Source organism: Azospirillum doebereinerae, from assembly GCF_003989665.1.
In the GTDB taxonomy this organism is placed as follows: Bacteria; Pseudomonadota; Alphaproteobacteria; order Azospirillales; family Azospirillaceae; genus Azospirillum; species Azospirillum doebereinerae.
On record NZ_RZIJ01000005.1, the window covers coordinates 285,376 to 306,587 of the forward strand.

Here is a 21,212-nt window from a genome sequence, read left to right on the forward strand (position 1 = left end):
TTTGGATTCTCCAATGAGCAATCTCATCAAGGAGCGCGTGCTGCGCGTTCACCACTGGACGGACACGCTGTTCACCTTCACGACGACGCGCGACCCGTCGTTCCGCTTCCTGCCGGGGCAGTTCACCATGATCGGGCTGGAGGTCGAGGGGCGCCCGCTGCTGCGCGCCTACAGCCTCGTCAGCGCCCATTACGAGGAGACGCTGGAGTTCTTCAGCATCAAGGTCCAGGACGGCCCGCTGACCTCGCGCCTCCAGCACCTGAAGGAAGGCGACACGCTGCTGGTCAACCGCAAGGCGACCGGCACGCTGATCTCCGACAACCTGCTGCCGGGGCGCAACCTGTACCTGCTGAGCACCGGCACTGGGCTGGCCCCCTTCCTCAGCATCATCAAGGACCCGGAGCTGTACGAGAAGTACGACCGCGTCATCCTGACCCACGGCACCCGCACGGTCGCCGAGCTGGCCTATGACGAGCTGATCCGCACCGTTCTGCCGGAGAACGAGTTCTTCGGGGAGCAGGTGAAGGAGAAGCTGCTCTACTACCCGACCGTGACGCGCGAGGCGTTCCGCAACAGCGGCCGCCTGACCACGCTGATGGAGACGGGCAAGCTGTACAGCGACCTCGGCCTGCCGGCGCTCGACCCGCAGCACGACCGCGTGATGATCTGCGGCAGCCCCGCCATGCTGACCGAGACCAGCGCGATGATGGACCGCCAGGGTTTCGTCATGGGCACCAACGGCGAGCCGGGCACCTACGTGATCGAAAAGGCCTTCGTGGAGCGGTGACCGAAAAGGGGCGCGGGTCTTCCGTTGGAATAAACCGGCCCGCCGCCCTGTTCGCTGTTTCGTGACGATGGCACGTCACTGATCAATCCTTGACCACTCGACAGGCGCGTTCCCCAACGGGGGCGCGCCTTTCTTTATGGTGGGCGGGGCTGAAGGTCGACCGACGGCGGCTGAGCCCCTCTCCCCTTGCGGGAGAGGGGTTGGGGTGAGGGGGCGCCGGCTTCAGCCGGCCGCAAATCTCCTGTTCTTTCCGCCTGTGGCGGAATCCCCCTCATCCCAACCAGCAGTGCTTGCGGTCGCCTTTGGCGCCCTTCAGCCCTGCCCCGCAAGGGGAGAAGGGCTTCAACCCGCGCCTCTGAGCCTTTGTGGAGGATAAGCCCGTCCCGGCACCCAAAAAAAGACAGGCCGCCGGAGGGGGGATCCGGCGGCCTGCGTCTTTGCGGCGGTTGGCTTGGGGGGCTGGGATCAACCGCCGCTAAGCGGACGCGTCATCCAACGGTGATACGTCGGTGACTGATACGTCAGCCGCCACGCGACTCCTGCGGCGGCTTGCCGTCGGGGCCGGGGCCGCCGTGACGCGGGCCGTGCTCGCCGCCCGGACCCATGCCCGGACCGCCATGCTCCTTGCCCGGACCCATGCCGCCGTGGCGCGGGCCGCCGCCCTGGTTCAGCAGGTGGTCGGCGGTCTTCTGCTGGTCCGGCGTCAGCTGGGCGTACAGCTCGGTCAGGGCCGGGCGGACGGTCTGGAGCTGCTGGAGATGGGCCTGCATCATGCTCTCGGCGCGCTCCAGGCGCTGCGGCAGGGCGGCGGGACGCGGCTGGTCCTTGACCTTGGTGCAGAGGTCCTGGGTCGGCTTCAGGCTGGCGCGGGCGCTGTCGGCGAACTTGTTCCAGGCGGCGCGCTGCGGCTCGGTGATGCGCAGCTTCTTCTCGGCGAAGGCCAGCTTGCCGGCCAGACGGGCGTCCTGGTCCTCGCACATGCGGCTGAAGTGGCGGTCCGGGCCACCCGCGGCGGGCCCGCCCGCCGGGCCGGCGGGGGCCTGCTGGGCGAAGACCGGAACGGCCAGCCCGAAACCGGCGACCAGCAGGGCGGAGGTCAGAAGGGCGCGTTTCATTGGGGTACTCCTGGTTGGTGAGGAGGCGATCTCGTTGGGGAGGCGCGTCTTCGCGTTCCCGATGACCAGACGATGCGCCCCCGACGTTGCCGGACGATGTCCGCAACCCCGTCACTTGGTAACACTGTGTAACCGCCTTCGGCCCTGTAACCGGCCGTTACACATTTCCCCTTCACCCTAAGGCCTTCGCGCCCGATCATGCGCGGCATGGACCGCACCCCCCATCTTCTGGTCGTCGACGACGACCGCGAAATCCGCTCCCTCGTGGCGCAGTTCCTGACCAAGCACGGCTTCCGGGTCACGGGCGTCAAGGACGGGGCCGAGATGATGCGCACGCTGGACGGCGCGCGCGTCGACCTGATCGTGCTCGACCTGATGCTGCCGGGGGAGGACGGGTTGTCGCTCTGCCGCCGGCTGCGCGCGTCCGCCCCCACCGCCCAGACCCCGGTCATCATGCTGACCGCCATGGGCGAGGAGACCGACCGCATCGTCGGGCTGGAGATGGGCGCCGACGACTATCTGGCGAAGCCCTTCAGCCCGCGCGAGCTGCTGGCCCGCATCAAGGCGGTGCTGCGCCGGGTCTCCGCCCCGCCGGTGGCCGGGACCAGCGGCGGCGGCACGGTGCTGCGCTTCGAGGGCTGGTCGCTCGACGTGACCAAGCGGGAGCTGCGCTCGCCGGACGGCGTGCTGGTGCAGCTTTCGGCCGGGGAGTACGACCTGCTGGTCGCCTTCGCCGAGCATCCCCAGCGGGTGCTGAACCGCGATCAGCTCCTCGATCTGGCGCGCGGGCGTTCGGCGGTGCCCTTCGACCGCTCCGTCGACGTGCAGGTCAGCCGGCTGCGCCGCAAGATCGAGCCCGACCCGGCGGAGCCGACCCTGATCAAGACGGTGCGCGGCGGCGGCTATCTCTTCACCCCGACGGTGAGCGTGGGATCGTGAAGCTCCCCCGCCGCCTCGCGGTTCCCGACAGCCTCGCCGCGCGCATGGCGCTGACCGTGGTGCTGGCGCTGTTCCTCACCCAGGCGATCAGCGCGCTGGTCTATCTGACCGACCGCAGCGAGGGGCCGCCGATCCACGGGCCGGGCGTGCTGGTCCAGCGCGTCACCGCCATCGTGCAACTGGTGGAGAGCACGCCCCCCCCCGGACGCGAGCGGCTGGTCCAGGCCATCGACGACCCGGTGCTGCGCGTCCAGTGGCACGCCGACCGGCCGCCGGAGCTGACCGACTACACCAACGTCCGCTTCGACGGGTTGCGGCGGCGGCTGAGCGAGACGCTGAACCTGCCGCCGCGCGCCATCGTCTTCGAGGTCGAGCGCCGCGACGCGCGCGACAACGACCGGGGCGGCGACCGGATGCGCCCGCCGCCGCCCTTCGCCGGCGGGGGCGGGGACGACGACCGGCGCTGGGGGCCGCATGTGCGCCTTTCGGTGCGGCTCGGCGACGGCTCCTGGCTGAGCTTCACCGGTGGCGACCCGCTGGAAGGGCCGTTCCGCACCCTGCGCTTCGTGCTGTGGATGGGCGCGGTGGTCGGGGTCATCATGGCGCTGTCGCTCTGGGTGTCGCGCCGCTTCACCGCGCCGCTGGCCGGTTTCGCCGCCGCCGCCGAGCGGCTGGGCGTGGACGGCGAGGCCGCCCCGCTGCCCGAGGCTGGCCCGCGCGAGCTGCGCGCCGCCACCCGCGCCGTCAACCGCATGCAGGCGCGGCTCGCCCGCTTCGTCGCCGACCGCACGCAGATGCTGGCGGCGATCAGCCACGATCTGCGCACGCCGCTGACCCGGCTGCGGCTTCGGGCGGAGCTGGTCGACGATCCGGAGATGCAGCGGCGGATGCTCTCCGACCTGGACGAGATGGAGGCGATGATCTCCGCCACCATGGTCTTCGCCCGCGACGACGCCAAGCGCGAGCCGCGCGGTCGGCTCGACCTCGCCGACCTGTTGCAGAGCCTGTGCGACGACCGGGTGGACGCGGGGCACGAGGCGACCTACGACGGCCCGGCCCACGCGGTGGCGGAGGGGCGGCCGGTGGCGCTGCGCCGGGCCTTCGCCAACCTGATGGACAACGCCATCGCCTATGGCGGCGGCTGCGCCGTGCGGCTGGAGCCGGAGGAGGGGCAGGCCCGCGTCCACATCGACGACAACGGCCCCGGCATCCCGGAGGAGGAGTTCGAGAAGGTCTTCGCGCCGTTCTACCGGCTGGAGCGCTCCCGCTCGCGCGACACCGGCGGGGTCGGGCTGGGGCTGTCCACGGCGCGGACGATCATCCGGGGGCATGGCGGCGACATCGCGCTGGTGAACCGGCCGGAGGGCGGGTTGCGGGTGACGGTGACGCTGCCGTGATGGGGGCGTGCGGCCCTTGGTTGCCCCCACCCTTACCTCCCCCGCCCAGCGGGGGAGGGGACTGCCGCCGCACGCCGACAAGCGTTCGACCTCCTCCCCCGCCCAGCGGGGGAGGAATGAGGTGGGGGCAACCGTGGCTGGACTTGCACAATCCTGCTTAACTCCAGAAGACGTTCAAGTTCGCCCACGAAAGGTCCACATGACACACGCCATCGACAAGGACACCCGCCTCTGCATCTCGCTGTCGGGGCGTCCGAGCAACATCGGCACGCGTTTCCACAACCACCTCTACGCGGCGCTTGGCCTGAACTACGTCTACAAGGCGTTCACGACGGACGACCTCCCCGCCGCGATCGGCGGCATCCGGGCGCTCGGCATTCGCGGCTGCGGCGTGTCGATGCCGTTCAAGGAGGCTTGCATCCCCTTTATCGACGACCTCGACGAGTCGGCCGCCGGGTTGCAGTCGGTCAACACCATCGTCAACGAGCAAGGCCGGCTGCGTGGCTACAACACCGACTACCTCGCGGTGCGCACGCTGCTGGACAGCCACGCCGTGCCGCGTGAACTGCGCTTCGCGTTGCGCGGCAGCGGCGGCATGGCGCGCGCGGTGCTGTGCGCCTTGCGTGACGCCGGCTTCGCCGAGGGCGTCGTGGTCGCCCGCAACGAGGCGACGGGCCGCAAGCTGGCGGACGAGTACGGCCTGCCCTGGCAGGCCGACACGGCGGGGATCGCCCCCGGCCTGCTGGTCAACGTGACGCCGCTCGGCATGGCCGGAGGCCCCGACTCCGAGACGCTGGCCTTCGACCCGGCGCTGGTCGTGGCGGCCGGCCACGTGTTCGACGTCGTTGCGATGCCCGCCGAGACCCCGCTGATCCGCGCCGCCCGTGCGGCTGGGAAGCCGGTGATCACCGGCGCCGAGGTCATCGCGTTGCAGGCGCTGGAGCAGTTCGTGCTCTACACCGGCGTCCGCCCGACCGACGCGCAGGTCGCCGCCGCCGCCGCCTATTCGCGCCCGGCGTGAGCCCTCTCAAATAATCGCGTTGAAGTCGTCCAGCAGGGTGGCGATGCGGCCGCTGTCGCTCTGGTCCATGATGACGCGGGCGCGGCGGCTCGCCTCCATCAGGTCGAGGGAGCGGATCCGTTTCTTCACCGTCGGGACCGAGGGCGGGGACATCGACAGCTCGCGCACGCCCAAACCCAGCAGCAGCGGGGCGTAGCGCGCGTCGCCGGCGATCTCGCCGCACACCGACACGGGGATGCGCGAGCGCAGCGCCGCCTCGATGGTGAACTGGATCAGGCGCAGCACCGCCGGGTGCAGCGGGTCGTAGAGCGTCGCGACCTGCTCGTCCGCCCGGTCGATCGCCAGCGTGTACTGCGTCAGGTCGTTGGTGCCGATGGAGAAGAAATCGGCGGCGTAGGCCAGCGCGTCGGCCGCCAGCGCGGCGCCGGGCACCTCGACCATCACGCCGACCGGCGGCAGGGGATCGGCGATGGCGACGCCGCGCCGGCGCAGGCGGCGCGCCACCTGCCCCAGGATCTCGCGGACCTTCTGCACCTCCGACACCGAGGTGATCATCGGCAGCAGGATGCGCAGCGGCCCGTGCGCGCCCGCCCGCAGCATGGCGGCGAGCTGGGTCTCCAGCAGCTTGGGCTCGCGCAGGCCCAGACGGATGGCGCGCAGGCCCAAGGCCGGGTTGGCCGGTTCGCCGTAGCGCCCGGCCATCCAGCCGGCCAGCTTCTCGCCGCCGACGTCCATGGTGCGGGCGGTCACCGGGCGGCCGCCCATGCCCTCGACGATGGCGCGCAGAACGCCGTACTGCTCGTCCTCGTCGGGGAGCTGGTCGCGGTTCATGAACAGGAATTCGGTGCGCAGCAGCCCGACGCCCTGCGCGCCGTTCTCCAGCGCGTGGTCGAGGTCGCGCGGCAGCTCCAGATTCGCCATCAGCGTGATCGCCGTGCCGTCGCGGGTGACCGCCGGCAGCTTGCGCAGGCTCTTCAGCTGCTCGCGCTCGCGCTCGCGGGCGGCGCGGCGGGCGCGGTAGTCCTCCAGAACCTCAGGGGGCGGGTCGATCAGGACGCGGCCCTGCACGCCGTCGACGATCACCGTCACGCCGTTGCGCACCCCCGCCAGCAGCCCGGCGGCGCCGAGCACGGCCGGAAGCCCCAGCGAGCGGGCGAGGATCGCGGTGTGCCCCTCGGCGCCGCCGAGCACGGTGGCGAAGCCGCCGACCGCCTTGGGGTCGAGCAGCGCGGTGTCGGCCGGCGTCAGCTCCTCGGCCAGGATGATGCTGCCGGGGGGCAGGGTGGAGAAGGCGCGGTACTCGTGCTTGAGCAGGTTGCGGGTCAGCCGGCGGCCGACCTCGCGGATGTCGGCGATGCGGGCGGCCAGATAGGCGTCGTCCATCCCGGCGAAGGTCTGGGCGATGGTCGCGATTTCCGCCTGGATGGCGGCCTCGGCGTTGAGGCGCTCCTCCTTGATGCGGCGCTCGACCCCGCGCGTCAGGCGCGAGTTGGTCACCATCGACAGATGGGCGTCGAGCAGGAAGCCGATCTCCTCCGACGCCGAGTCGGGCAGCACCAGCGCCTTGCTCTTGAGCTTCTTGATCTGGCGCCGCGCCTTGGCGGCGGCCTCGTTGAAGCGCAGGACCTCGGCCTCGACCCCATCCGGCGGGATCGCGTATTCCGGGATGGCGACGGCGCCGCTTTCCACCACATGGGCCGGGCCGATGGCCACGCCGGGCGACACGCCCAGGCCGCGCAGGCTGCGGCTCTGGCCGGCGGCGGGGAGGGCGGCGACAGGGGCGGCGGGCGCCTGGACAGGGGGAGGAGCGGCGGCGGCCTGGACGGCGGCTGGTGCGGCGGCGTTCAGGGCGGAGGGCGGCGTGTCATTCTTCATCGAACTTACGATTGATCAGGTCGAGCAGGGCGGCCATGGCCTCTTCGGCCTGGTTGCCGCGCGCGCGCAGCTCCACCGTGGTGCCGGGGCCGGCGGCCAGCATCATCAGGCCCATGATCGACTCGCCCGACACCACCGACTCGCCGCGGCGCACCGTGATCTCGGCCTCGAAGGTGGCGACCAGCTTGACGAACTTGGCCGAGGCTCTGGCGTGCAGGCCGCGCTGGTTGGTGATGGCGGCGGTGCTGCGGAGTTCGCCCGGCACCGGGGTCTGGCCATCGGGGTTTTGGTCGCTCAGGCTCATCGCGGGGTCAGTCCGACAGCAGGGAAGAGGCGACGTTGATGTATTTCTGCCCGGCGTCGCGGGCGGCGATCACCGACTTGTCGAGCGGCTCGGTCTTGCGGACGCTGGCCAGTTTGATCAGCATCGGCAGATTGACGCCGGCGATCACCTCGACCTTCGCCTTGTCCATGATGGAGATGGCGAGGTTCGAGGGCGTGCCGCCGAACATGTCGGTCAGCACCACCACGCCCGACCCGTCGTCCACCTCGGCGACCGAATTCAGGATGTCCTGGCGCCGCTGCTCCATGTCGTCGTCGGGGCCGATGCACACCGCGCGCACCTGGGTCTGCTCGCCCACCACGTGGAACAGCGCGGCGATGAACTCTTCGGCGAGTCGCCCGTGGGTCACAAGTACCATGCCGATCATGGGACATCCTTCAAGGTTGGGCCTCCCCGTGGGATTGCTGGGCTTCGTCATGGACTGCTTTTGGATGGTGGCATGGGCGCATGGCCGTCAAGACGCAAATTGCTTCACCCCGCTCCACCGGGCCGGGCACCGAGGCGGTTCAGCTCGCGATGGCTGAGATTCACCTTGATGTCCAGCTCCGCCAGCCAGGCCGCCAACCGTTCGGCGACGAACACCGAACGGTGCTTGCCCCCGGTGCAGCCGATGGCGATGGTCAGGTAGCTCTTGCCTTCCTGGTTGTAGCGCGGCAGCAGGGGCCGCAGCAGCTCCGTCAGGTTGCGGAAGAAGGCCGGGAAATCGGCGTCGCCCTCCACCCGCGCCGCGACGGCGGGGTCGAGGCCGGTCAGCGCGCGCAACGCCGGGTCGTAATGCGGGTTGGTCAGGAACCGCACGTCGAAGACCAGATCGGCCTCGCGCGGCAGCCCCAGCCGGAAGGAGAAGGAGGTCACGAACACCTGGAGGGCCGCCTGCGCGTCGCGTTGGAAATGCCCCGACAGGATGCGCCGCAAATCGTGAATGGACAGTTGCGTCGTGTCGATGGTGACGTCGGCGCGTTCCTTCAGCGGGAACAGCAGGCCGCGCTCGCGCGCGATGCCGTCGGGCACCGTGCGGTCGACCGCCAGCGGGTGGCGCCGCCGCGTCTCGGTGAAGCGGCGCTGCAGCACCTCGTCGCCGCAATCCAGGAAGACCAGCTTGACGTCGAGGTCGTCGCGCGCCTGCAGATCGTCCAGCTCGTCGAGGAAGTTGCGGGCGGAGAAATCGCGGGTTCGGCTGTCGATCACCAGCGCCAGCGGCCGGCGCCGGGGGTCGGCCTGCTGGAGCAGCGCCGGGACCAGCGACAGGCGCAGGTTGTCCACCGCCTCGTAGCCGAGATCCTCCAGCGCCTTCAGCGCGACCGACATGCCCGCCCCCGACATCCCGGTGACCAGCACGATGCGGCCGCGCGGGGCGGAGAAGGCGGTGGAGTCGGGGCTTTGGGATTGGGTCGTCACGGTGGATGCGGTCATGGGGTGGCCGGGGGAAAGGCCGCGAGTTTGGCCGGCACGGAACCCAGGGTTCCGGCCCGCGCGGCGGCGGCGGCCAGACGCAGCTTGGCCGGGGCCGACGCCTCGAAGGCGGCGAGCGCCAGGCGGGGAAGGGACACGCCCAGGATCGGTTCGCGCGCCGGTTCAGGCAGGCGCTCGACCCGCTCGGACGGGACGAGGTCGACGATCAGGCCAAGCTCGGCGGAGTCCGCGTCCGGCACCGGCAGGATGCCGACGCCGCGCACTTCCAGCAAGCCGGCCAGGGTGTCCGGGGCGGTGGCGGTCAGGCGGCCGTCCACGGCGCGCAGCACGACCTGATCGTCGGCGACCAGTTGCGCGCCGCCGTCGATCAATCGCAAAGCCATGTCGGATTTTCCGCTTCCCGGCTCCCCTCTCAGCAACACGCCGATCCCGGAGAGCAGGACGCAGGTGCCGTGCATCGTCACCATGATCAGGCGAAGGTGAGACGTGGCGCGGGTTCTGTCAATGGGATCAGGGTAGGGGGAGGGTGGGGAAGGCGGGGGATCCTGAACAGGATCATCCCTCCGGGACGGAACGGACGAAGGTTATCGCCGCCGTTTCGACAATCCGAAGCGCTGCCGGCCTCGCGACGTCGTTTCGGATTCGGAATGTTTTTTGGAACTCAGGCTCCGGCGCTCCCGCGCGAGGCGCTGCGGATGCTTTCCAGTTCGCGCACCAGAACGTCGCGGCGACGGATCATTTCGTCGAGATCCTCCAGTTCCGCCGCCTCCTGGCAGGCGTCGCGGAAATCCTTCTCGCGCTTGAGCCGGACCAGCAGCAGCTTGTAGCTGTCGGCGATCCGCACGAGGTGGTGCTGCGCGCCTTGCAGCGCCTCGGCCAGCTGGGTTCGTTCCTGCGCGGAATCGCGCATCAGACGCGCAAGCTCGCCCTGCTGGCGGCCGGCGTCGCGGATCAGTCGAGCCAAGCGAAAACGACGGATATCAATGACTTGAGCCGATGTGGACATGAAGACCCCACAGGGTTGCCCAGGATCAGACGCGCTCGCAAAGGAAAAGCGGCGAACGGCACGCGCGAGGAATCACCGTCAACATGATTGACGTATGCGGGACGCTTGTCCACCGCTTATCGAATGTCGATGCAACTTTTCCGCAGGTCAGCGGAGAAGGGGCAGCGTCACACTAAAGTCTGCTCCGTCAATGCGACCATCGGCTGAAAGCCGGTTTTGCACGTCAACCATACCATCATGAGCGTGAACAATCTGTTGCGAGATCGAAAGGCCGAGGCCGGAGTGGGTGCCGAACTTCTCGCCGGCCGGGCGCTCGGTGTAGAAACGCTCGAAGATCGCCTGCTCCTTGCCCTCCGGAATGCCGGGACCGTCGTCGGAGACGGTGATCCGCACCATGCTCCCGGCCCGCCGCGCGGCGACGCGCACGGTTCCGCCCGGCGGCGAGAAGGACAGGGCGTTGGCGATCAGGTTCTGGAACACTTGCGTCAAGCGTCCTTCCAGCCCCGGAACGACCAGCCGCTCGTCGGCGGGCACGTCGACCAGGACGCGCGGGGCCTCGCCGTCGTCGTCTCCGTCCTCGCCCGTTTCCCCGGCGGCGCGGTGCATGTCGGCCAGCATCGCCAGCATGGCGCCGATGTCCACCGGCTCCAGCTCCGCCCGCGACAGCTCGGCGTCCAGACGGGACGCGTTGGAGATGTCGCTGATCAGCCGGTCGAGCCGCTGCACGTCGTCGGCGATGATCGCCATCAGCCGGGCGCGGCGGCCGGGATCCTCGATGCGGGCGACGGTCTCCACCGCGCTGCGCAGCGAGGTCAGCGGGTTCTTGATCTCGTGCGCCACGTCGGCGGCGAAGCGTTCGATGGCGTCCATCCGCGCCCACAGCGCGGCGGTCATGTCGCGCAGCACGCCCGACAGCTCGCCGATCTCGTCGCCGCGGTGGGTCAGGTCGGGGATCTCGGTGTGGCGGCCGTGGCCGGTGCGCAGCCGGTCGGCGGCCTGGGCCAGCCGGCGGATCGGCCGCGCGATGGTGCCGGCGAGGTAGAAGGACAGGGCCACCGTCACCAGCAACGCCACCGCGAACACCCGCAGGATGTCGAAGCGGACCGAGCGGATGGCCCGGTCGATCTCGCCGCCGCCGCGCGTCAGCAGCACCGCGCCCAGCACCTCGCGGTAGCGCTGCACCGGCACCGCCACGGTCAGCAGCAGCTCCGGCTCGTCCGAGGCCGACTCCATGCGCCAGACGGTCGCCCCGGTCTCGCCGGCCAGCGCGTGCTCGACGTCGCCGTTGGGCTGGCCGTCCTCCTCGCGGTAGGGCGGCAGCCCCTCGCGGCTCGGCACCACGTCGATCAGCCGGTTGTAGAGGGTGTTGATCGCGCGCGAGACCGCGTCGCCGGCCGGCGGGGGCGGCAGCTCGCGGATCTCGATGCGCCCCTGCGAGCCGGTCAGCACCCGGCTGTCGGACAGCATCGCGCCGTCGATGTCGAACAGGCGGGTGCGGGTGGCGGTCGCCTCGGCCAGCCGGCGGACCATCTGACGGGCCAGCTCGGGGGCCAGCTCGAACCGCTCGCGGCCGCCATCCTCGCTGTCGGCGGGCGGGACGAGGATGCGGTTCACCGCGCCCTCGCCCAACGCCGAGGCGAAGATGCGGGCCTCCGTCGCCAGCGCCTCCATCTCGGCCTGGATCAGCCGGTCCTGGTAGCGGCCGAGGTAGAGCAGCCCGACCACCAGCAGGGCCAGCGCCAGCACGTTGACGGCCAGGATGCGCAGGGTCAGCGGCGAGACGCCGCGCCGGGGCGGGCGCCGCCGCGCGGACACGGCGCTATTCGCGCGCGCCGGGACGGCGCTATTCGCGGTAGCGGTAGCCGACGCCGTAGAGCGTTTCGATCTGCGCGAAGTCGGCATCGATCGCCTTGAATTTCTTGCGGAGCCGCTTGATGTGGCTGTCGATGGTCCGGTCGTCGACATAGACATGCTCGCCATAGGCCGCGTCCATCAGCTGGTCGCGGTTCTTCACGTGGCCGGGGCGCTGGGCCAAGGCCTTGACCAGCAGGAATTCGGTCACCGTCAGGTCGATCGGCTGGCCCTTCCAGGTGCAGGCGTGCCGCGCGCCGTCGAGCAGCAGCGGCCCCCGCGTCACCACCTGCCCCGGATCGACGGGCGCGCCGGTCTCCCCGCGCAGCGCCTCGCGGCGCAGCAGGGCGCGGATGCGCTCGATCAGCAGGCGCTGCGAGAAGGGCTTCTTGATGTAGTCGTCGGCCCCCATGCGCAGGCCCATCAACTCGTCCAGCTCGTCGTCCTTGCTGGTCAGGAAGATGACCGGAAGCTGGGTGGTCTGGCGCAGCCGCTGCAGCAGCTCCATCCCGTCCATGCGCGGCATCTTGATGTCGAGCACGGCGAGGTCGGGCGGGCGCTGGGTCAGGCCGCGCAGGGCCTCGGCCCCGTCGGTGTAGGTGCGCACCTCGAAGCCCTCCGACTCCAGGGCGATGGAGACGGAGGCCAGGATGTTGCGGTCGTCATCCACCAGGGCGACGGTGTGGACCATGGGTGTGGATCTCGTCCTTATGCGCGGGAACAGCCGGGTTGTAGCACGGCCGGAGATCGGGGTCTCTGACAGGCGGGGTAGGGCGAACGGCCAGTCCGTTTGATTGTGGCGGAGTCAAGCGTTCTGCGGCAGTTTTCCCTTTTCCCACACCATTTTTATGGTCCAATATGGCGTCAATGCGGCGCCGAACAACGGCGTCGCGCGGGAGAACGCACGCGTTGCCGGTATGAGTGCCACCGAAGCCCTTGGTGCGTCCTCCCCCCGTGGGACGGACGGCCCGTCGCCATTGCCGGCGACTCCGGACGCGGCCGGACAGGCGCGCCGGCTGATGCGCGGCTACGACCGCGCCACCCTGGCGACCGCCCAGGCGGAGCCGAAGGACGCCGCCCCGGACGATGCCGGCTGGCCCTACCCGTCGCTGGTGCTGGTCGCCTCCGACCACGACGGCAGCCCGCTGCTGCTGCTCTCCACCCTCGCCGAACACACGCGCAACCTCGCCCGCGATCCCCGCGTCGGCCTGCTGTTCGACGGCACCGGCGGTCTGGCGCAGCCCCTGACCGGCGCCCGCCTGTCGGTGCTGGGCCGCGCCGCGCGCAGCGACGAGCCGCGCCACCGCGCGCGCTTCCTGCGCCGCCACCCGGACGCCGCCTTCTACGCCGGTTTCGCCGACTTCGCGGTCTACCGCGTCGCGGTGGAGCGGGCGCATCTGGTCGCCGGCTTCGGGCGCATCCACTGGCTGTCGAAGGACGCGCTGGGACTGCCGGGGGTGCCGTCCGCGCTGGCCGAGGCCGAATCCGACACGCTGGCGGCCCTGAACGCCGCGCACGCCGCCGCCTTGCCGCTCCTCGTCCCGCTTCCGCCCGGAAGCGCCGAACGCGGGGAAGGCTGGACCCTGACCGGGCTGGATCCGGAGGGGTGCGACCTTCGGTGCGGGGGGTACGTCGCCCGCGTCGATTTTGATGAGAGAACAAACCATCCCGAATCGGCTAGACTGGCCTTGGCCGCTCTGGTCCAGCGTGCCGCCCGACCCGGCGGCACCGGCGGCCCCCGTTGACCGGGGTCCGGATCCCTGGCGGAACGAACGCTCGCAGAAGCGTCGCCGCCCAAGAAGAGCAACAGGCAAAGCCTTACGGCAGAGCGAAGCATCCGCCCGAGGACCGTGTACGACCCCAGCGGGCGCCGCACCAAAAACAAAAAAGCGGCGCACGACCAGCGCAACCAGGAGAAAACGTCAGTGGACCATAACGGATCGACCCGTTTCCCGTCCGGGCCTCTCGCCCTTGGACCGCCTTTTGCCCCGCTTCGTCGCGGCGCCCGTCCGGCGCGGCGCCAACCGCCGCTTTACTGACCACGACAACGGACAAGAGCAGACCGGAACGGCTGGCGACCATCCGCCTTCGCCTGAAGCGCCCGATCGGGCGGTCCAGGCCGGCGTCTTCATGATGGCCCCCGAACCGGCGACGCATTCGAGAGGAAGACGATGACTGCAAACACGCGGACGCGGAACAAGAAGCTCCTGGCCTGGGTCGAGGAGATCGCGCTGAAATGCAAGCCGGAGCGCATCCACTGGTGCGACGGCTCGCAGGAGGAATACGACCGTCTCTGCAACGAGATGGTCGAGGCCGGCACCTTCATCCGCCTGAACGAGGCCAAGCGCCGGAACTCCTTCCTCTGCCGGTCCGATCCGGGCGACGTCGCGCGCGTCGAGGACAGCACATACATCTGCTCCAAGACCCGTGAGGAAGCCGGTCCGACCAACAACTGGATGGACCCGGCCGCGATGAAGGCCAAGCTGGACGGCCTGTTCGAGGGCTGCATGCGGGGCCGCACCCTATACGTGGTGCCGTTCAGCATGGGGCCGCTCGGCTCCGACATCGCCCACATCGGCGTCCAGCTCTCCGACAGCCCCTACGTCGCCGTCAACATGCGCCTGATGACCCGCATGGGCCAGAAGGTGCTCGACGTGCTGGGCGACGGCGATTTCGTGCCCTGCCTGCACTCGGTCGGCGCCCCGCTGGAGCCGGGCCAGGCGGACGTGGCGTGGCCGTGCAACGCCGAGAGCAAGTACATCGTCCACTTCCCGGAGGAGCATTCGATCGTCTCCTACGGCTCGGGCTACGGCGGCAACGCGCTGCTCGGCAAGAAGTGCTTCGCGCTGCGCATCGCCTCCTCGATGGGCCGCGAGCAGGGCTGGCTGGCCGAGCACATGCTGATCCTGGGCGTCGAGAGCCCGACCGGCGAGAAGACCTACGTCGGCGCCGCCTTCCCCTCGGCCTGCGGCAAGACCAACTTCGCCATGCTGGTCCCGCCCGCCGAGTTCGAGGGCTGGAAGGTCCGCACCATCGGCGACGACATCGCCTGGATCAAGCCGCAGCCCGACGGCACCCTGCGCGCCATCAACCCGGAGGCCGGCTTCTTCGGCGTGGCGCCGGGCACCAGCGTCAAGTCGAACCCGAACGCGCTGAAGACGCTCGACCACAACGTCATCTTCACCAACGTCGCGCTGACCGACGACGGCGACGTGTGGTGGGAAGGGCTGACCGACACCCCGCCGGAACACCTGATCGACTGGCAGGGCAAGGACTGGACGCCGGGCGCCGGCCGTCTGGCGGCGCACCCGAACTCGCGCTTCACCGCCCCGGCGGCGCAGTGCCCGTCGATCGACCCGGCCTGGGAGGACCCGGCCGGCGTTCCGATCAGTGCCTTCATCTTCGGCGGCCGTCTGTCGAAGACCTTCCCGCTGGTGTTCGAGGCCTACAACTGGCGCGAAGGCGTCTACTGGGCGGCGACCATGGGCTCTGAGGCGACCGCCGCCGCCGTCGGCCAGGCCGCCATCCGCCGCGACCCCTTCGCCATGCTGCCCTTCTGCGGCTACAACATGGCCGATTACTGGAACCATTGGCTGTCGATGGAAGCCAAGGTCGAGAGCCTGCCGCGCATCTACCGCGTCAACTGGTTCCGCAAGGACGAGAACGGCAAGTTCGTCTGGCCGGGCTTCGGCGACAACATGCGCGTGCTGAAGTGGATCGTCGACCGCGTGCGCGGCCGCGCCACGGAGGTCGCCGAGTCGCCCTTCGGCTACTCGCCGCGCTACCAGGATCTGAACTGGAACGGGCTGAGCTTCGGGCAGGAGAAGTTCAGCAAGATCATGGACATCGACCGCAAGGAAGCCGAGGCGGAAGCCAGGGACCAGGAGGAGCTGTTCAACCGCTTCGGCAGCCGCCTGCCGACGGAGATCGAGCAGCAGCGCCTCGCCCTGCTCAAGCGTCTGGAGGAAAGCCCGGACGTCTGGCGCATCGGCTAACCGCCAGAGCCGTCGCGTGAGGGAAGGGGGGCTGCCGCGAGGCGGCCCCTTTTTCTTTGAGGCGCCGTTCCGTCGGTCTCCTCGGTGGTGCGTGTGGCTTGTCCCTGCGTGCAGCGGGGGGAGGCCGGAGGCTCGGCAAAATACGGGCCTGATTTCGAACGTCCCGCGCAGAGCCGCCGCGCCCGAAACGCAAGGGTATAAAGCGATCAATTATATTGCGCACAATTAAATTGAACGCTATTGTCCGTTTCATCGAACACGCACCAAACCAAACCGAACCCAAGGAGACCAACCGATGTCCGCTCTCTACACCGCCAACGCCCGCACCTCCGGTGGCCGCGACGGCCATGTCCAGACCGACGACGGCCTGCTGAACATCGACCTTGCCATGCCCAAGAGCCTCGGTGGCAAGGGCGGCGCCACCAACCCCGAGCAGCTTTTCGCCGCCGGCTACGCAGCCTGCTTCGAAAGCGCGGTCCGCCACGTCGCCCGCCTGCAAAAACTGCCGTTGACCGACGCCTCGGTCGCGTCCACGGTCGGTCTGCATCAGACGCCGGAAGGCGGTTTCGCCCTCTCGGTCGCGCTGGCGGTCGAGGTCAAGGGTCTGGCCCAGGACGTCGCCGACGAGCTGGTCGCCACCGCCCACCGCGTCTGCCCCTATTCCAACGCCGTGCGCGGCAACATCGACGTGGCTCTCAGCGTCCAGGCGGCATGACCGACGACACGACCAGCACCGGGGGGGCGGCGACCCCGTCCCCCGCTTCCGATCCCCCTGTTGCCGATGGCCCCGCTTCCGGTGGCCCGGCCGGCGGCGAGCTTCTCCGGCTCGACCGCCAGCTGTGCTTCGCGCTCTATTCGGCGAGCAACCGGATCACCCGGCTGTACCGCCCGCTGCTCGACAAGCTGGGGCTGACCTACCCGCAGTATCTGGCGATGCTGGTGCTGTGGGAACGCGCGCCCCGCACGGTGGGCGAACTGGGCGACGCGCTGGATCTGGATTCCGGCACGCTGACCCCGCTCCTGAAGCGGATGGAGGCCAACGGTCTGGTCGCCCGCCGCCGCGACCCCGCCGATGAACGCCGCGTGATCGTGGAACTGACCGAAGCCGGCGCGGCCCTGCGCGAACAGGCCCTGTCGGTCCCTGTGACCTTGGCGTGCCATTTCGCCCTGCCGCTCGACGAGGTCGGCCCGTTGCGCGACCGCATCAAGGCCTTGCTCCCTCCTGAAAAACCCTGACGCGCCAGTCCTTTCGTGACAGTCGGGGCCACCCCCGGTAGGATCGCCGCGCTCTGTCGCGAAAGCGGTAGGCCGTTCGGACGTTCACGGAAACTCAACCGGTTTGACCGTGAATCCAACCGGACAGGCCGACGCTACGCGCCGATCGGCGTCTCCGGCCGGATTCAGAAGGAAAAGACCGTATGTTCGTGATGATCGGGTTGGTCACCGTGATCTTCTGCGTGTTCGGGGGCTACGTCCTCGGCGGTGGCCATATGGGCGTGCTTTGGATGCCCTTCGAGTTCATGATCATCCTGGGCGCCGGCATCGGCGGCTTTCTGATCGCGAATTCGAAGAACGTCATCAGTCATACGGGCAAGGAGATCGGCCACTTGTTCAAGGGGCCGAAATACAAGAAGGACAATTATCTCGAAGCCCTGACCATGATGTATCAGGTCTTCAAGATCGCCAAGACCAAGGGCCTGCTGGCGCTCGAACAGCACATCGAGAAGCCGGAGGATTCCCCGCTTTTCCAGCAATTCCCCAAATTCTACGCCGACCACCACGCCATCGCCTTCCTCTGCACCTATCTGCGCCTGATGTCGTTGGGCGCCGACAACCCGCACGAGCTGGTCGATCTGATGGACGAGGACATCGAGACCATGCATCACGAACACCAGTCGGTGGCCGACGCCGTGCAGGCGGTGGCGGACGCCGTGCCGGCGCTGGGCATCGTCGCGGCGGTGCTGGGCGTGATCCACACCATGGGCTCGATCTCCGAGCCGCCGGAGGTGCTGGGCAAGCTGATCGGCGGCGCGCTGGTCGGCACCTTCTTCGGCATTCTCGTCGCCTACGGCTTCATGGCCCCGATCGCCAGCGGGCTGAAGGGCATCTACCACGCCGAGGGCAAATACTATCAGATGATGAAGACCGGGCTGATCGCCCATCTGTCCGGCTATGCCCCGGCGATCTCCGTGGAGTTCGCCCGCAACGTGCTGGAACCCGAATACCGCCCGACCTTCGCCCAGGTCGAAGAGGCCACCGCCGCCCTGCCGCCGGCCTGACGGGAGAACCGGCATGGCCGAGGTTTCCATCGCCTGGAACGAGGGCACGCTGGGCGAGTGGGACGCGCTGTTCGCCCGCGTCTGCCGCTCGACCCTGCCACAGAGCTTCGCCTATGGCCGGGCCATGGGGCGGACCTACGGCTACCTGCCCAAGCTGGGCGTGATCCGGCGCGACGGCGCGCCCATCGGTCTGGTCCAAGTCCTGGAACGGCGGATGCTGAAGCTGTTCCACGACCGCCATCTCCACCGCGGCCCCCTGTGGCTGGACGGCGCCGAGCTGGACGCCGAGACACTGGAAGCCACCCTCCGCCTCCTGCGCAAGGCTTGCCCGCGCTCGCCGCTCAGCCGCGCCAGCCTGCTGCCGGAGCTGCCGGCGACGCCGGAGACCGAGGCTCTGCTCGCCCGTTGCGGCTTCCGCAAGAGCGGCCCCGGCTACCAGACCGTCTGGCTCGACCTGACCCCGGACGAGGAGGCGCTGAAGGCCGGGCTGGCCCGCGACTGGCGCAAGCGCCTGCGTCTGGCCGACCGGAGCGGCTTCGTCATCGACTCCGACTGGAAGGCCGACAACCTCCCCTGGCTGATGAAGCAGGAGCACGACCAGGCCGTGGTCAAAGGGTTCCGCCCGATGACCGGCGCCTTGGCGGTGCGGCTGCGCAACGCGATGGTCAAGGGCGGCCGGGCGGGGGAGGGCGCGCTGATGGTGACGGCGCTGGACACGGTGACCCCCGTGGCCTGCACCCTGTTCTTCCGCCACGGAAGTGTGGCGACCAGCCAGATCGGCTGGGCCAGCGAGGCCGGCCGCAAGACCGGCGCCATGCGGCTGGTGATGTGGAAGGGCATCCTGGCGCTGAAGCGGGCCGGCGTCCGCACGCTGGATCTCGGCGGCATCAACCCCGACGCCCCCGGCCTTGCCGAGTTCAAGCTGGGCACCGGCGCTCAGGCCACCGAATCCGTCGGCCAGTACCGCTAGCTTGCCGCCCGCCGCCGCTTGGCCCATCCTCTTTTCACACCGTCACCGGGGGAACCCATGTCCGACAACGACGCGCTGAAGCCGGGCGAGGCCGAACTCGCCATCGAACGCGCCATGCAGCAGAAGCCCAAGGCGATGCTGGTGCGCGAGAAGCTGCAACGGCTGCTGGACGACGAGCACAGCGCCCGGCAGTTGATGGGCGCCATCCGCGGCATGATGCGCCGGGACTGAGCGTCCCGGCTTCCGTTCTCAGCAACTCGTCGCCTTCGAACAGCCCTTCTCGTCCGGCGTGCCGGGGGTGCGCGCCAGTTGCAGGCCGCCGCGCGTGTCCTCGAAGGACTTCTCCAGCGCGCGGATGGTCTGCTGGAAGGCCTGAAGCTCCCGCCCCGCCAACTTTTCGCCGGTCGGCAGATCGATGGAGCGCGGGTTGACCTGACGGCCGCCCTTCAGCACCTCGTAATGCAGATGCGCGCCGGTGACCCGCCCGGTGGCGCCGACATAGCCGATGACGTCGCCCTGCTCGACCTTGCCGCCGCGCCGGCTGTCCTTGGCGAAACGGCTCATGTGGGCGTAGGCGGTCGAGACCTCGGTGTTGTGGCGGATTCGGATGTAGTTTCCGTAGGCGCCGAACGGCCCGACCTGCTCGATCACGCCCCGGCCGGCAGCGTAGATCGGCGTCCCCTTCGGCGCGCCGAAATCGACTCCCTGGTGCATCTTGCTGAACCCGAGGATCGGGTGGTTGCGCATGCCGAAGCCCGAGGTGATGCGGGCGCCGTCGATGGGTGTGCGCAGCAAGGCGCGCCGGATGCTCTCGCCGTCGCGGTTGTAATAGTCGATGCGACCGTCGCGCGTCTTGAAGCGGTAGATCGGCATGTCCTCGCCGCTCAGCGCCAGCGAGGCGTAAAGCACGTCGCCGTCGCCGACGACCGTGCCGTCCGGCGTCACCATCTGCTCGTACAGCATCTCGAACCGGTCGCCCGGCTGCAGGTCGCGCTGGAAATCGACGTCGTAGGAATAGTCACGGATGAAGGCCATCATCACCGACAGCGGGACGCCGGCGGCGCTGCCCGCCTCGAACAGGCTGGAGCGGATGACGCCCTGCGCGGCGATCAGCTTGCGGCTGACCGGCTTTTCCACCTGGCTGGAGGTGAAGCCGGTCTCCCCCTTGCGGGTGATCGACACCGAGCGGACCGGGTCGGGCACGAACTCCAGCCCGAGGAAGCGGCGCGTTCCGCCACGGCGCGGCTCGAACAGAACCGTCACCCGCTGCCCGGCCTTCAGCTTGCGCGGGTCGTAGACGTCGCGCAGCGCGGCGATGGCGCTGCTGGCCTCGCTGCGTGGAACGGCGGCGCCGGTCAGCAGATCCATGAGGGTGTCGCCCTCGCCGACCGACAGCGTGCGTCGGTCGATGGCAGGGGCGAGGGCGGGCTTGTCCTTGGCGGCGGCGCGGTGGACCCGCTCCAACTCGCGCTCCATCTCCGTGGAGGGCGTCTCCACACCAAGGGCGCGCGACGCGGTGGGAGTCACGATCCCCGCCAAGCCGGCGGCGATCAAGGCGAGCGTGGGAAGGCGGCAAAGCCTCGAACGCACCGTCATTCTCCTAATCCTATATGGATCATCCGACACGCGGGGGCGGGGGTTCCCTAACGATCGAGGTACGACCATTGGCTAGGAACGATGCGCGTCGGGCGGGTTGCTGTCAATTGGCGGGAAACCGTTGGCCTGAGCCGTCCGAAGACCGCTCCCTTACACCGAATCCCGCCTCGGCTTCCGTGAAAAGAGAAACCGTCAGAAATTTTTCATGGAGACGCAAAAAAGGTGTTGCGCGGTTTGGGTTGGGGCGCCTATAACCCGCTCCACCGACGGGGCGGCGCTTCACGAAGCGGCGCGGCGGCGGAGAAAAAGGAAGCGAAAACAAGCGGTTGGTTCGGCAGCGCCGGTCCGGTTCGCGGTTTGGAGCTTCCGGTTTCGCAAAAGAATTCTCGGCCTTCTCCGGCTCGCCTCCCTGAAAGATGGGGGATGGGGGAGAGGTCGATGCGGCGCTTCGGCGCTGCGGGATGTTTGACAAGTTTATACCGTGTTGTGAGAAGGGATGCGCAGGCGGCGGTGAGGGTTTCACCGTTTGAGCGTTTGGTTCCGGTTCGTGAATGGGATCGGCACAAAACGCGGACGTCTGTTCGCATCCAAAGTTGAAGCAAGCAAACTGTAACAGGTTTTACGC

General features: G+C 69.2%; 20 protein-coding genes and 1 pseudogene. 11 read left to right on the top strand and 10 right to left on the bottom strand.

Annotated features, from left to right (window positions below; genetic code table 11):
• Nucleotides 1–13 precede the first annotated feature (13 nt).
• Nucleotides 14–787 (top strand): ferredoxin--NADP reductase, encoded by a 774-nt coding sequence (locus EJ913_RS09365; RefSeq protein WP_126997051.1) that lies wholly within the window; start codon nt 14–16, stop codon nt 785–787.
• A gap of 521 nt (nt 788–1,308) precedes the next feature.
• Here the strand turns inward: EJ913_RS09365 and EJ913_RS09370 are convergent.
• A complete protein-coding gene (locus EJ913_RS09370) occupies nt 1,309–1,902 on the bottom strand; it encodes a Spy/CpxP family protein refolding chaperone (protein ID WP_126997053.1) in 594 nt (197 codons plus the stop codon).
• Nucleotides 1,903–2,109: 207 nt separating this feature from the next.
• Here EJ913_RS09370 and EJ913_RS09375 point away from each other — a divergent pair, with 207 nt between their 5' ends.
• The 3 genes from EJ913_RS09375 to EJ913_RS09385 all read left to right on the top strand — a co-directional run bounded on the left by EJ913_RS09375 (nt 2,110) and on the right by EJ913_RS09385 (nt 5,259).
• On the top strand, nt 2,110–2,841 hold the full coding sequence (locus EJ913_RS09375) for a response regulator (protein ID WP_126997055.1): 732 nt from the start codon (nt 2,110–2,112) through the stop codon (nt 2,839–2,841).
• On the top strand, nt 2,838–4,238 hold the full coding sequence (locus tag EJ913_RS09380; RefSeq protein ID WP_238521771.1) for an ATP-binding protein: 1,401 nt from the start codon (nt 2,838–2,840) through the stop codon (nt 4,236–4,238). The genes EJ913_RS09375 and EJ913_RS09380 overlap by 4 nt, the downstream gene beginning before the upstream one ends.
• A gap of 199 nt (nt 4,239–4,437) precedes the next feature.
• The gene (locus EJ913_RS09385) at nt 4,438–5,259 is read left to right on the top strand and encodes a shikimate 5-dehydrogenase (RefSeq protein ID WP_126997057.1); all 822 of its coding nucleotides are present in this window, start codon (nt 4,438–4,440) and stop codon (nt 5,257–5,259) included.
• Between the two features lie 6 nt (nt 5,260–5,265).
• On the opposite strand, the gene ptsP is transcribed toward EJ913_RS09385, so the two are convergent.
• The 8 genes from ptsP to EJ913_RS09425 all read right to left on the bottom strand — a co-directional run bounded on the left by ptsP (nt 5,266) and on the right by EJ913_RS09425 (nt 12,438).
• The gene (ptsP, locus tag EJ913_RS09390) at nt 5,266–7,134 is read right to left on the bottom strand and encodes a phosphoenolpyruvate--protein phosphotransferase (RefSeq protein WP_126997059.1); all 1,869 of its coding nucleotides are present in this window, start codon (nt 7,132–7,134) and stop codon (nt 5,266–5,268) included.
• Nucleotides 7,124–7,438: an HPr family phosphocarrier protein gene (locus EJ913_RS09395; RefSeq protein ID WP_126997061.1), complete on the bottom strand. Its 315-nt coding sequence runs from the start codon at nt 7,436–7,438 to the stop codon at nt 7,124–7,126. The genes ptsP and EJ913_RS09395 overlap by 11 nt, the downstream gene beginning before the upstream one ends.
• Before the next feature lie 7 nt (nt 7,439–7,445).
• Nucleotides 7,446–7,844 (bottom strand): PTS sugar transporter subunit IIA, encoded by a 399-nt coding sequence (locus EJ913_RS09400; RefSeq protein WP_126997063.1) that lies wholly within the window; start codon nt 7,842–7,844, stop codon nt 7,446–7,448.
• Between the two features lie 104 nt (nt 7,845–7,948).
• Entirely contained in the window at nt 7,949–8,890 is a 942-nt protein-coding gene (rapZ, locus tag EJ913_RS09405) for an RNase adapter RapZ (RefSeq protein WP_126997065.1), read from the bottom strand.
• Complete coding sequence (locus EJ913_RS09410) at nt 8,887–9,357, bottom strand: HPr kinase/phosphorylase (RefSeq protein WP_126997067.1); 471 nt, start codon at nt 9,355–9,357, stop codon at nt 8,887–8,889. Before EJ913_RS09410 ends, rapZ begins: the two co-directional genes overlap by 4 nt.
• A gap of 194 nt (nt 9,358–9,551) precedes the next feature.
• Nucleotides 9,552–9,854 (bottom strand): hypothetical protein, encoded by a 303-nt coding sequence (locus EJ913_RS09415; RefSeq protein ID WP_244939298.1) that lies wholly within the window; start codon nt 9,852–9,854, stop codon nt 9,552–9,554.
• Between the two features lie 189 nt (nt 9,855–10,043).
• Nucleotides 10,044–11,711: a stimulus-sensing domain-containing protein gene (locus EJ913_RS09420; protein ID WP_244939299.1), complete on the bottom strand. Its 1,668-nt coding sequence runs from the start codon at nt 11,709–11,711 to the stop codon at nt 10,044–10,046.
• 28 nt (nt 11,712–11,739) lie between these two features.
• A complete protein-coding gene (locus EJ913_RS09425; RefSeq protein WP_126997071.1) occupies nt 11,740–12,438 on the bottom strand; it encodes a response regulator transcription factor in 699 nt (232 codons plus the stop codon).
• A 286-nt stretch (nt 12,439–12,724) separates the two neighbouring features.
• Between EJ913_RS09425 and EJ913_RS09430 the strand changes: the two genes are divergently transcribed.
• The 7 genes and pseudogenes from EJ913_RS09430 to EJ913_RS31575 all read left to right on the top strand — a co-directional run bounded on the left by EJ913_RS09430 (nt 12,725) and on the right by EJ913_RS31575 (nt 19,222).
• Nucleotides 12,725–13,492, top strand: a complete 768-nt coding sequence (locus EJ913_RS09430) for a HugZ family pyridoxamine 5'-phosphate oxidase (protein WP_244939300.1) — start codon at nt 12,725–12,727, stop codon at nt 13,490–13,492.
• A 423-nt stretch (nt 13,493–13,915) separates the two neighbouring features.
• Nucleotides 13,916–15,742 (top strand): annotated as a pseudogene (locus EJ913_RS09435) (phosphoenolpyruvate carboxykinase (GTP)); the annotation flags it as partial.
• Nucleotides 15,743–16,037: 295 nt separating this feature from the next.
• Entirely contained in the window at nt 16,038–16,457 is a 420-nt protein-coding gene (locus EJ913_RS09440; protein ID WP_126997077.1) for an organic hydroperoxide resistance protein, read from the top strand.
• Nucleotides 16,454–16,978 carry a MarR family winged helix-turn-helix transcriptional regulator gene (locus tag EJ913_RS09445; RefSeq protein WP_126997079.1) on the top strand — a complete coding sequence of 175 codons (525 nt, stop codon included), beginning with the start codon at nt 16,454–16,456 and terminating at the stop codon, nt 16,976–16,978. The genes EJ913_RS09440 and EJ913_RS09445 overlap by 4 nt, the downstream gene beginning before the upstream one ends.
• A 182-nt stretch (nt 16,979–17,160) precedes the next feature.
• Nucleotides 17,161–18,021, top strand: coding sequence for a flagellar motor stator protein MotA (gene motA, locus EJ913_RS09450; RefSeq protein ID WP_126997080.1), 861 nt, complete (start codon nt 17,161–17,163; stop codon nt 18,019–18,021).
• Between the two features lie 13 nt (nt 18,022–18,034).
• A complete protein-coding gene (locus EJ913_RS09455) occupies nt 18,035–18,991 on the top strand; it encodes a lipid II:glycine glycyltransferase FemX (protein ID WP_126997082.1) in 957 nt (318 codons plus the stop codon).
• Between the two features lie 57 nt (nt 18,992–19,048).
• Nucleotides 19,049–19,222, top strand: a complete 174-nt coding sequence (locus tag EJ913_RS31575; protein ID WP_185909724.1) for a hypothetical protein — start codon at nt 19,049–19,051, stop codon at nt 19,220–19,222.
• Between the two features lie 18 nt (nt 19,223–19,240).
• Here the strand turns inward: EJ913_RS31575 and EJ913_RS09460 are convergent, their stop codons facing one another.
• On the bottom strand, nt 19,241–20,587 hold the full coding sequence (locus tag EJ913_RS09460) for a M23 family metallopeptidase (protein WP_244939301.1): 1,347 nt from the start codon (nt 20,585–20,587) through the stop codon (nt 19,241–19,243).
• Nucleotides 20,588–21,212 lie beyond the last annotated feature (625 nt).

Coding starts and splice junctions, on each gene's coding strand:
- EJ913_RS09455 (WP_126997082.1), top strand. CDS start 18,035: ATGGCCGAGGTTTCCATCGCCTGGAACGAGGGCACGCTGGGCGAGTGG.
- EJ913_RS09410 (WP_126997067.1), bottom strand. CDS start 9,357: ATGGTGACGATGCACGGCACCTGCGTCCTGCTCTCCGGGATCGGCGTG.
- EJ913_RS09400 (WP_126997063.1), bottom strand. CDS start 7,844: ATGATCGGCATGGTACTTGTGACCCACGGGCGACTCGCCGAAGAGTTC.
- EJ913_RS09370 (WP_126997053.1), bottom strand. CDS start 1,902: ATGAAACGCGCCCTTCTGACCTCCGCCCTGCTGGTCGCCGGTTTCGGG.
- EJ913_RS09365 (WP_126997051.1), top strand. CDS start 14: ATGAGCAATCTCATCAAGGAGCGCGTGCTGCGCGTTCACCACTGGACG.
- EJ913_RS09445 (WP_126997079.1), top strand. CDS start 16,454: ATGACCGACGACACGACCAGCACCGGGGGGGCGGCGACCCCGTCCCCC.
- EJ913_RS09460 (WP_244939301.1), bottom strand. CDS start 20,587: ATGACGGTGCGTTCGAGGCTTTGCCGCCTTCCCACGCTCGCCTTGATC.
- EJ913_RS09395 (WP_126997061.1), bottom strand. CDS start 7,438: ATGAGCCTGAGCGACCAAAACCCCGATGGCCAGACCCCGGTGCCGGGC.
- EJ913_RS09425 (WP_126997071.1), bottom strand. CDS start 12,438: ATGGTCCACACCGTCGCCCTGGTGGATGACGACCGCAACATCCTGGCC.
- rapZ (WP_126997065.1), bottom strand. CDS start 8,890: ATGACCGCATCCACCGTGACGACCCAATCCCAAAGCCCCGACTCCACC.
- EJ913_RS09375 (WP_126997055.1), top strand. CDS start 2,110: ATGGACCGCACCCCCCATCTTCTGGTCGTCGACGACGACCGCGAAATC.
- EJ913_RS31575 (WP_185909724.1), top strand. CDS start 19,049: ATGTCCGACAACGACGCGCTGAAGCCGGGCGAGGCCGAACTCGCCATC.
- motA (WP_126997080.1), top strand. CDS start 17,161: ATGTTCGTGATGATCGGGTTGGTCACCGTGATCTTCTGCGTGTTCGGG.
- EJ913_RS09385 (WP_126997057.1), top strand. CDS start 4,438: ATGACACACGCCATCGACAAGGACACCCGCCTCTGCATCTCGCTGTCG.
- EJ913_RS09440 (WP_126997077.1), top strand. CDS start 16,038: ATGTCCGCTCTCTACACCGCCAACGCCCGCACCTCCGGTGGCCGCGAC.
- ptsP (WP_126997059.1), bottom strand. CDS start 7,134: ATGAAGAATGACACGCCGCCCTCCGCCCTGAACGCCGCCGCACCAGCC.